The organism is Domibacillus sp., from assembly GCF_031181085.1.
Taxonomy (GTDB): domain Bacteria; phylum Bacillota; class Bacilli; order Bacillales; family Domibacillaceae; genus Domibacillus.
In genome coordinates, this window is sequence record NZ_JAPSLE010000007.1 from 64,487 (window position 1) to 77,860 (window position 13,374).

At 44.5% G+C, this 13,374-nt stretch carries 12 protein-coding genes; 1 reads left to right on the forward strand and 11 read right to left on the reverse strand.

Annotation, left to right across the window (positions count from 1 at the left end; genetic code table 11):
- Window positions 1-41: 41 nt before the first annotated feature.
- Entirely contained in the window at window positions 42-1,091 is a 1,050-nt protein-coding gene (locus tag RIN81_RS11815; RefSeq protein WP_309090405.1) for a lactonase family protein, read from the reverse strand.
- Between the two features lie 158 nt (window positions 1,092-1,249).
- On the reverse strand, window positions 1,250-2,641 hold the full coding sequence (locus RIN81_RS11820; RefSeq protein WP_309090407.1) for an L-cystine transporter: 1,392 nt from the start codon (window positions 2,639-2,641) through the stop codon (window positions 1,250-1,252).
- A 186-nt stretch (window positions 2,642-2,827) separates the two neighbouring features.
- Between RIN81_RS11820 and tlp the strand changes: the two genes are divergently transcribed.
- Complete coding sequence (gene tlp / locus RIN81_RS11825; protein ID WP_251271273.1) at window positions 2,828-3,058, forward strand: small acid-soluble spore protein Tlp; 231 nt, start codon at window positions 2,828-2,830, stop codon at window positions 3,056-3,058.
- 71 nt (window positions 3,059-3,129) lie between these two features.
- Here tlp and RIN81_RS11830 read toward each other — a convergent pair whose 3' ends face one another.
- The 9 genes from RIN81_RS11830 to RIN81_RS11870 all read right to left on the reverse strand — a co-directional run bounded on the left by RIN81_RS11830 (window position 3,130) and on the right by RIN81_RS11870 (window position 13,359).
- Window positions 3,130-4,677 (reverse strand): response regulator, encoded by a 1,548-nt coding sequence (locus RIN81_RS11830; protein ID WP_309090409.1) that lies wholly within the window; start codon window positions 4,675-4,677, stop codon window positions 3,130-3,132.
- A complete protein-coding gene (locus RIN81_RS11835; RefSeq protein WP_309090411.1) occupies window positions 4,674-6,494 on the reverse strand; it encodes a cache domain-containing sensor histidine kinase in 1,821 nt (606 codons plus the stop codon). The genes RIN81_RS11830 and RIN81_RS11835 overlap by 4 nt, the downstream gene beginning before the upstream one ends.
- Window positions 6,495-6,563: 69 nt before the next feature.
- Window positions 6,564-7,649, reverse strand: a complete 1,086-nt coding sequence (locus RIN81_RS11840; protein ID WP_309090413.1) for a glycoside hydrolase family 88/105 protein — start codon at window positions 7,647-7,649, stop codon at window positions 6,564-6,566.
- Between the two features lie 14 nt (window positions 7,650-7,663).
- Window positions 7,664-7,987 carry a cupin domain-containing protein gene (locus tag RIN81_RS11845; protein ID WP_309090415.1) on the reverse strand — a complete coding sequence of 108 codons (324 nt, stop codon included), beginning with the start codon at window positions 7,985-7,987 and terminating at the stop codon, window positions 7,664-7,666.
- Window positions 7,988-7,991: 4 nt separating this feature from the next.
- Window positions 7,992-9,140, reverse strand: a complete 1,149-nt coding sequence (locus RIN81_RS11850; RefSeq protein WP_309090417.1) for an oligogalacturonate lyase family protein — start codon at window positions 9,138-9,140, stop codon at window positions 7,992-7,994.
- Window positions 9,141-9,196: 56 nt separating this feature from the next.
- On the reverse strand, window positions 9,197-10,543 hold the full coding sequence (locus RIN81_RS11855) for an ABC transporter substrate-binding protein (protein WP_309090419.1): 1,347 nt from the start codon (window positions 10,541-10,543) through the stop codon (window positions 9,197-9,199).
- 21 nt (window positions 10,544-10,564) lie between these two features.
- Window positions 10,565-11,392, reverse strand: a complete 828-nt coding sequence (locus tag RIN81_RS11860; protein ID WP_309090421.1) for a carbohydrate ABC transporter permease — start codon at window positions 11,390-11,392, stop codon at window positions 10,565-10,567.
- Window positions 11,389-12,342, reverse strand: a complete 954-nt coding sequence (locus RIN81_RS11865) for a carbohydrate ABC transporter permease (RefSeq protein ID WP_242232558.1) — start codon at window positions 12,340-12,342, stop codon at window positions 11,389-11,391. The genes RIN81_RS11860 and RIN81_RS11865 overlap by 4 nt, the downstream gene beginning before the upstream one ends.
- A 138-nt stretch (window positions 12,343-12,480) precedes the next feature.
- Window positions 12,481-13,359: an aldose 1-epimerase family protein gene (locus RIN81_RS11870; RefSeq protein ID WP_309090423.1), complete on the reverse strand. Its 879-nt coding sequence runs from the start codon at window positions 13,357-13,359 to the stop codon at window positions 12,481-12,483.
- Window positions 13,360-13,374 lie beyond the last annotated feature (15 nt).

The window sequence follows — 13,374 nt, forward strand, 5'->3', positions numbered from 1 at the left end:
CGATACGGTCGATTGCATTCAAATAGAAGGCCTTCTTTCAATTAGTTTCCTTTTAAAAAGGTCACACAAACCCCTTCGGGTACGGTCACTTCTGATTGTGCAGGCGTCAGCCGGCCGGTTTTCGCTTCACGCTTAAACAGGACTACATTATGTGTTTTCTCGTGTGCTACGATTAAAAACATTTCAGTTGGGTCTAAATCAAAATCACGAGGCCAATCGCCTTTTGTGGACACGATCTCTACCAGCTGAAGACGGCGTCCATTTTCGATTGTTTCAAATACCGCGATACTGTTATGGCCGCGGTTGCCTGCATAAACAAAACGGCCGTCTGATGAAATACGGATGGCACTGCCCTGGCTGTTTGCTGTAAAATCAGCCGGGATTGTTTTGTGGGCATACAATTGTTTAAACGTCCCATCCTGCTCGTTAAGTTCCAGAACAAGTACTTCATTGCTCAGCTCTGTCATCACGTAAGCTATGCACTCCGTTGGGTGAAACACGATATGGCGCGGACCTGCTCCCGGCTCTGTTTTGAAAACCGCTTTTTTCAATAGATCTTCTCCAGCCACTTCATAGGTGATAATTTCATCCGTTCCAAGATCCACCGCCACAACAAAACGCTCATCTTTTGTCATACCGAAAAAGTGAGTATGCGCTTTTTCCTGGCGATCTGGATTCGGGCCTGTCCCTTCATGAGTCGCCACATCAAGCAAATCAATTAGTTCGCCTGTTTCTGCATTGATGCTGTACATTTCCGCTGTCCCCGTATGGTACTGAGCTGTGAAAGCACGTGTGCCATTTTTATTCAGGGATACGTGACAAGGCACGCCTTCGCTGTCGAGTACGTCATTCAGTTTGTGAAGCTTTCCATTCTGAATTGAAAAAGCTGCGAGGCCGCCGCCTTTTCCGCCTTTCTCTACCGCGTATAAAAATTGTTCGTTTTCACTAATCGTGATGTATGTTGAATTGTTTACTTCCGCTGCCACCGCAGCATGTAAGAGTTCGGCTTTTTCTGTATCAAGCTCGAACGTATGAATTCCTTTTCCGTCCTGCTTTGTGTACGTTCCTACAAACCCTGTATAGATCGTCATGAAAGTGCCTCCGTTTCGTAAGTCGCTCCTCTTGTCTATGTATACGACACTTCTATTATATACTATGAACCGTAAATAAGTCTTCATGCTAATTTGTCCAAAAAATCTAAAAACACTGAATAACAAAAAAGCACCTCCATCTGTGGAGGTGCTTTTGTTTATACATCGGCTGTTTGTTTAGCCAGGTCTTCGTTAAATACCCCTTTGTCGAGCTCTCCTGTTACGCGTGCAGTCGTGACACCTGCTGTAATTGCACCGTTTACGTTAAGAGCTGTCCGTCCCATATCGATAAGCGGTTCAACTGAAATGAGCACGCCAGCAAGCGCGACAGGAAGGTTCATCGCAGATAGAACCAAAATAGCCGCAAATGTGGCACCGCCGCCTACACCTGCTACACCGAACGAGCTGATCACGACAACCGCGATTAGCGTCACGATAAAACCAGGATCAAGCGGATTGATGCCTGCTGAAGGAGCAATCATTACGGCAAGCATGGCTGGGTAAATACCTGCGCAGCCGTTTTGCCCAATGGACAAACCAAATGAGCCGGCAAAATTGGCTACCCCTTCCGGCACGCCAAGGCGCGTCGTTTGCGTGTTTAATGTCATTGGCAGTGTTCCTGCACTTGAACGTGACGTAAAAGCAAAGCTAAGTGTTTCCCCTACTTTTTTCACGTAAGTAGCCGGGCTTAAGCCGGATAAAGTCAAAATCAACAAGTGAATAATAAACATCACAATCAGCGCTGCATAAGAAGCGATGACAAACTTGCCAAGGTTATAAATAGCTCCAAAGTCAGACAATGCAACCGTCCGGGCCATAATAGCCAAAATGCCGTATGGCGTCAAACGAAGCACGATCTTCACCACATTGATCACAAGCGAATAAAGAGCATCAATGCCTCGTTTCAGTAAAGCGGCATGCTCAGGCTCTTTCCGGGCTACCGTTAAGTATGCAAAGCCCAAAAAGGCAGCGAAAATGACAACGGCAATCGTCGAAGTCGGACGCGCACCTGTAAAATCCAAAAATGGATTTTGCGGAAGCAGGTCTACAATTTGAGACGGCAGCGGTTTATCTGCCACTTCAGTCGATTGATCTGCAATAGACTGGCCGCGTTCTGTTTCTGCCGTTCCCTGGACAATTTGAGATGCATCCAAGTTAAAGCCGATAGCAGATGCAATTCCAACCGCTGCTGCTACAGCCGTTGTGCCAAGAAGAATACCAAGAATAAGCGTCGCCATCTTGGCAAAGTTCTTTCCGATCGTAATTTTTGTGAACGCTCCTAAAATTGAAATAAATACGAGCGGCATCACGATCATCTGAAGCAAACGTACATAGCCTGTTCCAATTAAATCAAACCAGGCTGTAGAACTTGCCAGCGTTTCTGATTCTGTTCCATATGCAAAGTGCAAAATAAGTCCATACACGATACCGAGACCAAGTCCGGTAAATACCCGTTTCGAAAACGAAACGTGGCGGCGCTGCATGAAAAACAAAAGAGCAACGAGAATCAGAAGGCCGATGATATTTAAAAGGATAAACCCATTTTCCATAAAAAAGCCCCCTAATAACTAAAATGTAGATTCTTACTTTAACTCCTTAATTCCGATAAGTCAAGTCGGGAATATTGTCAGAATTTTTAAATCAAATAGCTGTACATATTTTCTTTTTGAATGGACAGAAGAAATAAAGGGCAGTCTACGGACTGTACTGCTCGAGACTTCAAAGGAGGAATATACATGACACGCAACAACCGTCCAAAACCGGATAACCGTTCCGACAACGTTCAAAAGCTTCAGGAAATGGTGCAAAACACAATCGGAAACATCGAGGCAGCGGAAGAAACAATGGTTTTTGCAAACGGGAAAGAGCGGGCAGCCATCAAAGCGAAAAATGAACGCCGCGAAGAAAGCATTGAAGGAATGCGTGAAGAAATTAAAGACGAAGCGGCTGCACGCAGAAAAGACTAAGCCTAAATATGACAAAGAGGAGCGGTCTTGCTGCACGCAAGACCACTCCTCTTTTTTTAACCAAATGGACCTTAGGACAGTTTTTTAAACTGGCCCGGTGAATGATTGGTGTACTGTTTAAAGCAAATACTGAAATACTGTGGATTACTGTAGCCGACCATGCTTGCCACTTCATAAATCTTCAGCTGTTCCTGCCTCAGCAGCTGCATGGCTTTTTTCATTCGCAAATCCAGTAGAAAATCGACAAAGTTGATTCCTTTTTCCGCTTTAAACTGCGCACTTAAATAAGCTGCATTCATGTGAACATGGCTGGCTGTTTTTTGAAGTGTTAAGTCTTCTTCACAAAAGTGCTCTTTAATATAATCGACTGCCTCATCCACAACAGACCGTTTTTTGCGCTGCTCTTCTACGGACTGTGCCATTTGTATAAATGTATGGTGAAGTTTTTCAAAAACCTCTTGAATCGTCTGAAGTCCGTTTATCTCCTGCACGTAACGAACGATTTCTTTTTGACGCTCTTCTCTCCAGCTCTCTACTTCCTGTGACAGCATAATAAGCAGGTGAACAGCCGCCATTCGAACCTCCTGAAAAGGCAGGTAAGCTTTTTTCAGCTGCTGAAGCCGGTCCTCCGAAAAAAATTGTTCTATTTCCGACAACATTCCCATTTTAACTTTTTCGATCACTTTTTCCTGAACGAACTGCTGAAGAAAAGGCTGGGCTTCTTGAACGGACTCCCCTACATCTTCAATTGTGAAAAAGCGGTCTTTTCCGATAATATGCCGAAATTCCATAGCAGCTGCTGCCTCAGAGTAGGCGTCCGGTATACGCTGAAGCCCATCGCAAAGCCCTCCCGCCGTAACGGTTATAGATGTATGCAGAGACCCGCGAATAGTCGATTGAAATGCTTCAATCTGCATTGTCCAGTTTTCTATATCGGCTGCCATCGGCCAGATTACAGCAAACTCATCCGGCCTCACCTCTGTTATCGCACTTGCCGGAAAGTGGTGCTCAGCTAACGCTAAAATTTGCTTCTTAATCCGTTTATTTCCAGACTGCTGATGCACCGGTTCATCCAATTTTACCAGCAGTACAGCAAGGACCGGGCTGTGCAGGGCCAGCCCCAGCTCCCTTATTTGGTCTTCCAGCCCGGTACTATCTACTTTTTTATAAAGAAGCGCCCGGATAAAATGCTGACGGCGCACGGGAAGATGATCATTAAGCTGGCGCCGGTCGTTTTGTTCTTTTTCCCACTCTGCCCGTGCTTCTTTCGCTTTTTGGAGGAGGCAATTCCGGTTGACTGGCTTTAGTAAATAGTCAAATGCCCGAACCGATATGGCTTTTTGCGCAAAGGAAAAATCCTCAAAGCCTGTTAATAGAATGACTTTAATACCCGTATTCATTTCTTTGATTTTCCCGGCCATTTCAAGGCCGTCCATGTAGGGCATTTTAATATCGGAAATCACAATTTGCGGATTTGTTTCCTTAATTAACGCTAAGCCCTTTTCTCCGTCTGCCGCTTCGCCTGCCAGCTCAAAACCGTGTTCCTTCCATGGAATTGCTGTCGACAAGCTGCGCCGGATAATCCGGTCATCATCTACAATCACTATCCTGCACGTCATGCCCGCCTCACTCCTTGTTCACGTTTTGGTATCGTTAATGTAATAGCCGTGCCTTTTCCTTCTTCACTTTCTATAATGAGTCCATAGTCCAGTCCGAAATGCAGGCCAATGCGCTCATGCACGCTGTTTAGCCCGATACCAGTCGTCTGCTTTTCTGACCCCTTCTGGTAAATTTCACGCCGGATAGCCGCCAGTTTTTCTGGTGGTATCCCTTTGCCATTATCCTGTACAGAAAGAATTAACTGCTCTTTTTCTTCGCGGACCGAAACCAAAATCTTTCCTTCTCCTCTTGTCTGCTTAACCCCATGATAAAGCGCATTTTCAACGAGCGGCTGCAGGGTAAGCTTCATGATTTGATAGTGTCCCAGTCCTTCGTCTATTTGGATCTCATATGAAAAATCATCACCGTAGCGCATTTCCTGTATAAAAAGATAACTGCGAATATGCTCGATTTCCTCTGCAACGGTAATCAGTTCGCGCCCCTTGCTGATGCTGATGCGAAAAAAGTTAGACAGCGCACTAATCATGGCACTGGCTTCTTCGTTCATGCCCATATCGCTTAAGCTTTTGATCGAGTATAAGGTGTTATATAAAAAGTGCGGGGTAATTTGCGCGTACAAAATAGCGTATTCAAGCCTTCTCTTTTCCTCCTGCTCGACTTTTACCTGTTCAATGAGTTTGTTTAGCTTTTGCATCATTTCTTCCATACCGTGGTTTAAAATTTTCATTTCTTTCATGACATGTTCGGAAGGCTCAGTGGGGATCGCGATATTTTGCTCGTTCACCAGCTTCATGTTTTGAACGAGTGACCGGATGGGTCCGGTAATATAGCGGGCAAAAACATTTGAAATGGCAACAGCGACAATCATTAAGCAGAGGATCAACGTAATCGTTACATATTTAATGTAATTCACTTTTTGAAGTACATCCTCCTGTGGAAATACAGCGGCCACTTTCCAGTTGTTTAACTCCATCGTATCGTAAATGACGACCATTTCTTTGCCACCTGGCTTTTGAAACTCAAACTGCCCCCGTTCAGCATCCGCTCGTTGTGCATATTGAACAACCGTTTCATCGATTATATATTCTTCTTCAACCTGCTTGGATAAAACCGATCCATCTTCGCTAATCAAGGCGAGGTAGCCGTTTTCACCAAGCAGCGATTCATTAAAAATGCGTTCAAAATAATCACCGCGCAAGTTAAAAAGAACGATGCCGTGTGCTTTTGACTGGGCCGTTCCAACCAGCTTAAATACGCTGATCACATTGTTGGGTTCGCTGTTGGTTCCATAAAAAATATCGTCTGCATGTAAATTCCGCCAGTAATAGCCCTCTTTGCTTCCTGTAAACTTTTGTGCATACTCTTCAAACTGAAAGCGGACAAAATTCGTTTGGCCGTCGTTTTTCGTCAGTTGGAATTTCCCATCATGCATGTCAACCAAAATCGCTTCAATCATAGAATTATAATTGATAAAAATTTGGTTTAAGTGATTGTTAAAAGAAATATAATCTTTCGGATCAATATCATCCGGATCATTCGCAATGATTGCATTCATTGTTGGATCATTCGCCAGCGAAACCAGCTGCTCAAACACATCGGTAAAACGGTTTTCCAAATAGCCCGTTGTCTGAAATACAGTATCATCGATATTTTTGTATGCGTTTTCTTTTATCTGGTCAGCAGCGAGAAAATAAGATACCCCGCCCATAATCGCTATAAACAAAATCATAACCGGCAGGTAAAGGCTGATAATCGTTGATTTAAAGGAAAAAAAGAAGTGTTTTTGAATAAACGCTTTCCATTTTTTTAACTGCATGCGTATTCAAGCCCTTCTCTGCTGTGAACTATACTTTAACGATATCATCTTCCTGCCGGTTTGGATATTTTATTTTTTTGCTTGTTCAAGAGCCACGACTGCTAATAGAAACGCACCGACCCCGTGCAGGTCATTAGCGGACGCGGGGCGGGAAACGTAATAATCATATACGCCGGCAGAGGTCCCGATGCAAATGCCGTTCAGCTTCCACTCTCCCCCGCTTATATCTACCATATGCTCCATCAAGCCGTTAAACGCCCGTTCCGCCTCTTTTAAGTATGAAGCGTCTGCCCAGCCGTTTTGAACCGCTTTGGCAATCGTGTAAATAAACAAGCTTGTGCCGGATGACTCCAGCCAGTTGTCCTCCCGTGCCCCCTTATGGGTAACTTGATACCATAGCCCTGTTTGTTCGTCTTGAAAAGCGAGCAGCGCCGGGATAAGGGCACGCAGTTCTTCTATTAATTCCGTGCGGGATGGATGATAGTCCGGCAGCCGTTCTGCTATATCGATAAGAGCCGTCCCGTACCAGCCAATAGAACGTGACCAAAACTCCGGTGAACAGCCTGTTTCTGGGTTTGCCCACGGCTGCTGTTTTTTCTCATCCCATGCATGATAAAAGAGTCCTGTGTTCTGATCTTTTGTATGGATACGCATCAGCTTTTCTTGATAAAGAACCTGCTGAACCAGCTCCGGCTCATGGAAATGTTCATTGTACATAAGCGCAAACGGCCCGGCCATATACAAGCCGTCCAGCCACATTTGATACGGGTATTTGTCTTTATGCCAGAAGCCGCCTTCTGTTGTTTTATTGAACGATCCATACAGGCTCCGTAGTTTTTTCGCCGCAATCATATATCTCTTGTCTCCCGTTTTCTGATACAGCGGAAACAGAAGAATCCCTACCTGTACAGCGTCTAATTCTTCTCTGGCAAACAAGAAATTTCCTTCTTCGTCAACAAGCAGGTCAATATAGCTCTTTACATAATTGAAATACTCTTCGTTTCCGGTTTGCTCATAGACACGCCGCATCCCTTCCAAAAACACACCTTGATGATAATGCCAAATACCCGCCGGCGGCAGCTCAGCCGGCGTATACGTATTCATAACAGCCCGACACGCCTGCTCTGCCGTTTCAATCATTGAAATTGTCTTCATTTTCTTTAGCCCCCTTAATAAAAATCTTCGCGCTGCGGCGTAAATACATCTAAGAGGATGGAATGATCCTCAAGTGCTGTAACACCATGCTGGATATTTGACGGAACATACACGCTGTCTCCTTTTTGAAGCAGGCGAATATCACCGTTTAAGTTAAATTGGAACCGGCCCTGCACGATATAACACACCTGCTCATGTTCATGTGAATGCATTTCTCCAACTGCTCCCTTTTCAAACTCCACTTCCGCCATTGTCAGCGTGCCGCCGCAGCCAAGCAGTTTCCTCACTGCACCTTCTCCTGCATGTACGGTTTTTGTTTCGCTTCCCTTAACAAACATGGTTTCACTCCTCTAATGAAAGTAAATAAATCTGGCATTCGCCTTCTCTATCCGAGGTAAATAAAATATGCCGGTCATCCCAGCTGAACGTCGGATGACAGTGTGTTTTTTGTGACTGCCAGCTCGTTTTATGTGTGCAAAGAGTTTCAATTGAAGGCTTATTACTGCTTATATTAATTAAAACGAGATCCTCTGCTTCATCGCCGACGAGCAATGTACCTTCCTGGTTAGCATGATAGTGGTTGCAATAATAAGGCAGATCCATAACCTGAACTACATTTCCTTTAGCATCCGCCAAGCCGACATAAGGAACTTGATCCGTCTGCTCCAGTTCGATTGTTGCCTGTGTTTTATGGACGGTGATCGTTCCATCATGGCCTTTACGCCGGTTGTCGAAAAAAATGCGGCCGTCTGCTGTCCAAAATTCGTGTCCAACACAATCATCCTCTGACTGGCGAAAACAAGGCTTCACATCCCGGCTGGCTATTTGAAGCAGCCAGATGCGCTGGTGAACAAGATTCCAGGGTCCCTCGTGACAAAACATGGCGAGATCACTATCATGCGGCGAAAATTGAAAATGACCAAGCCAGTGGGTGTCTTCAAATACATTGGTGACTGTCTCTCCATCCATTGAAATCAATGTGATCCAGCCCTTTTTTGTTACATACATTGTTTCTTTAAACCCTTTGTAATTGGCACCGCGCTGAACAGGCGCACGCTCATTTCGCGCTAGGCCGATATATGTGCTCTCCGCGTTAATGTGCGGGTGGCCAAGGTGTATATCGCCTTGCTCCTCGTACAGAACCGTCAGATCCATCGTATCGGTCTCCAGTTTTTTCACCTTGTTTCCTGTTACATACACAATGATTTTGCTGTCGGGCGTTTTTGTATGGTAACTTGGTGTAATTCCATCCGCCTCATCTGTCAGCTGTGTCATGAGTCCTGAGCCAATATCCATTTTAAACAGGTTGTAGCAGTTTTCCGGTCCGCTTCGATCAGATAAAAAATAAATATCTCCGCTGTTTTTCGTAAACGAGTTATCTGTAAAGTAGAAGTGGAAATTAGATGAAGATGCTGTTAGCTGCCATACTTTTCTGCCGGTTTTCTCATCCATATAACTTCTTTTTTCCGACGGATATGTTTTGCCGATCAACCTTCATTCCTCCAGTAAATGAAGGAAAAGATGCCTGACCCGGCATCTTTCCTTTTTTATTTTTTAAAGTGTTCATCATATTGCTTTTGGGATTCTTCAATTGCGCCGGCCCATTCATCTAAAAATTCTTTTACGGTGATCTTGCCGCTCATTACATTTTGAATGCCGGAATCCACAGTATTATCAAGAATAGATCGATAGTCAGGCAGATAAAACGGCGGTTTGTACAGGACAAGATCTGGGTCTTCATAAACTTCAAATGCTACTTTAATATGATCAGCCTTTTTCACCCAGTCTTCCTGCAGCACATCTGAATTAGTTGGAATCTGTCCGACCTTTTCATTCCAATAGCTTTGACTTTCGGCCGAGTTAATGAACGCAGTAAATTCCCAGGCCGCTTCCGGATGCTCTGTTGATTTAAAAATAGACATACCGATCGTATTGCCGCCTTCTGCTGCATATTTGCCGTCTTCTGATTTCGGAAGTGCAAGCGCTTTAAATTGGCCCGGCTCAAGTGATTCGTTATGCTCCCCGTATGAGCCGACATTGTGCTGCACCATTGCCACAGCTCCTGTATCAAATCCTGCGATCATTTCTTTGTAACCATTTGTTATATCACTTTTTGGTGTAAACTTTTGATACATATCAAAATATTTTTCCAAAAACTCAACGTGTTTCGGATCGTTGATTGTACTTTTGCCATCTTTATCTACATACTCTTCAATGCCGGAATAAGCATACATAAGACGCTGCAACTGAAAGGAGCCCCCTGCTCCGCCGCGAATCGTATAGCCGTACTGATTGTTCGCTTTGTCAGTCATTTTTTCAGCAGCTGTGAAAAACTCATCCCATGTTTCTGGTGCTTTTACGTTTTTCTCGGCGAACCAGTCTGGCCGGTACCACAAAATATCCAGGTTTTGTGTATATGGAACTCCGTATAATTTTCCATCCATGACAATTTCCTTATTAAAGTCAATCGCGCTTTTATTGATGTCGCTTCCTTCTTCCCAGCTATCAAACTGCTCATCAAGGGGAAGCAGAGCTTCGCGCGCTGCAAATTCCGGCAGCCAGCTTGTCTGCACACTGCCGACATCCGGCATATCGTCTGCTGCGATGGCAGCGTCCAGTTTTTGCTTCGCTGAATCCTTTGGAAGTCCTACATACTCTACGTCGATGTTTTTATGCTCTGCTTCAAAGCGTGTAATCAGCTCTTCCCAAATCGGTGTCCGCTGCGGGCCGGCATTTTCATCCCAGAATGTAATCGTGATTTGTTCATTAGGATCAGATTTTGTGCCAGGACTTGATGAGCCGACAACTTCTGTGTCACCACTGCTGCAGCCCGCCAGCAGCATAGAAGCCAGCACAAATGACGTTGACATACCGTGAAATAATTTTCTTCTCATCTCAATTCCCCCTTGTATATGTTAGCCTTTGACCGCGCCGCCCAGGCCGCTGACCAAATGCTTTTGTGCGTAAACGAACAGTAGAACTGCTGGAACAAGCGCAATGACACTTCCTGCAGCAAGAGCGCCGTAGTTCACATTAAATTCACCCATCATGTAGCTGAGCCCAACCGGGAGCGTAAACTTGCTTTGCTGATTGGTCAGCATAAGCGCCAGCAGAAACTCATTCCATGTATAAATCAAAGTGAACACACCTGTAGCTACAATGCCCGGTACAAGAAGCGGGAAGACAACATGGCGCAGTGATTGAAGCCGATTGCATCCGTCAATCATAGCCGCTTCTTCCAGCTCTTTCGGCACGTTGGAAATAAAGCCGCTCATGAGGACAGTTGTAAATGGAATTTCTACAGCGGCATACGTAATAATTAATGAAAGCGGGCTGCTGATCAATCCCAGGTTTTTAAAAATAATAAACAATGGGATAATAAGCATTGCTCTTGGAATAAACTGTGTACAAAGAAGCATCACCATGAAAGCACGTTTTCCTTTGAATTTGTACCGGCTGAGTGCGTATCCCGATAAAATAGACAGGACCAAAACAAGGGCAACCGTGCTTACACCCACGATTAAACTGTTTTTAAAATAAGTCGCAAAGCCAACATTGCTCCAGGCAATCACAAAGTTATCAATAGTGGGTGCAGTTGGAATGTATTCAACTGGACGTTTGACAATATCTCCATCCATTTTAAAAGCGGTATTGATTGTCCAGTAAAACGGAAACATGGTGAAAATAAGCATTATCGCAAGCGGAAGCCGGAGTGTCAGCCAGCGATCCATCGTTTTGTTCATCGTTCCGCCTCCTCTTTTTCATACTTCGTTACTTTCAAAAAGACAACCGCGAAAATAAGCAGAATAGCGAATGAAACGACTGTAAGCGCAGAGCCGTAGCCAAAATTGCTTCCGTGTACCGCCTGTGATGCGATGTACATGGTCAGCGTCGTTGTAGATTCTGCCGGCCCGCCGCCTGTTAAGTTAAAAATCAAATCAACATTATTAAACTCCCAAATTGTACGGAGCAGCACGGTTAGGATAATTGTGTTTTTCAACTGCGGCAGCGTAATAAAGAAAAACGTTTTTCGTCTTCCCGCTCCGTCCACTTTTGCTGCTTCATACATCTCATTTGGAATACTTTGCAGGGCGGCTAAAAGCGTTATCGCAAAAAAAGGAATGCCGCGCCATAGTTCAGCGACCACAATTGAGCCAAAAGCTGTACTGACATCAGATAACCATGCCTTGCTTTCACTGATTATTCCAATCCTCATAAACAAATCATTCAGTACACCCATATGTTCATTGTACATAAGCGACCACATGACCGATGCCAGAACGCCTGAAATGGCCCATGGAATAAAAGCTGCTGCCCGAAACACACCGCGGAATTTGAACGTTTGATTTAAAAGAAGTGCTACGGCCATGCCAAAAACAAGTTGAAGGCCCACTTGTGACACGACCCATTTTAATGTAATAAGCAGACTCGGCAGAAAGGTTTTGTCCGCCGTAAAGATTTCTTTAAAATTTTCAAGACCGATAAATCCATTGTAATAAGGCGCTGATAAATCATAATTAAACAAGCTGTAATAAAACACCGTGCCAATTGGATAAAACAGAAACGCTACGACAATGAAAACGGACGGAGCAATCATCAAATATGGAACCCAGTTGATTTTCTTTCGTTTTTTTTCATGTACTTCAAATGGGTGGGCACGTCTGGCCGTATTGACATTAGACGGAGCACTCATAAAATCATCCTCCCTGATTTATTTTTTCTTAGTGTAATTGAAAACGCTATCATTGGTAATTGAATATTTTTAGTAAAATGTTTAAATTTTTTGGGATTAAAAAAACGATCCGGCTGTTGACCAGCCAGATCGTTTTTTTTATATAAATGAAATAGTGTAGTTGGCTTCGAACCGGCCGCCCGGTTCAAGCTCGTTTATGCCCAGCTTTTCATCCAGCTTGCCACTGGCATCAATTGTATCAGCAATGCCATACCACGGTTCGATACACACAAACGGTGCCATCGTGCCGGTTTTTTTGTTGTAGCTTGACCAAATGCCGACGAAGGGAAATCCAGCCAGGTCCACTTCTACCCCGTGGCCGGTCCGGTTTGAGCAAAGTGAAACGCGGTCAATATAGCTGTATATAAAGGCGTCCTGTTCAAACAAGGAGGACTGAATGGAGATCGGCGCGATGGTTTGAACCGTCTTTTTTTCCTTTGCCATTGAATTTACCAGCTCATATTGCGTTACCTGTCTGCCCGCGGCCGGTGTAAAATTTAATGTGTAGTCTTCCGCTTTTTCTTCCGCTTGAAGCGGTACGTTAAAAGCTGGGTGGGCCCCGATCGAGAAATACATCTTTTCTTGATGCTCATTCTTAATTTCCCAGCGGACATTTAAAGAGTCCTCTTTTAACGTGTAATAAATCACCACTTGAAATCGAAACGGGTAAATATCTAAAAATGAATCAAGCGGGTCAAAACAAAAAGCCGCATACTCTTTTTCCTGATCCTGCACGGTAAACTCCACATCCCGCAGAAAACCATGCTGCGGCATTCTGTAAGATCTGCCATCAAGCGCATACCGGTCTCGTTTCAGACGGCCGACAATCGGAAACAGAACCGGTGATACACGTCCCCAGTACTGGCTGTCTCCGCTCCACATATAATCCAGACCTGTTTTTTTGTGAAACACCTTCCGTACTTCCGCTCCAGATGGAGAAATGTGCACGGTCAGCAGTTCATTTTCGAGAACAATCATTTCAAGGCTCCTTTC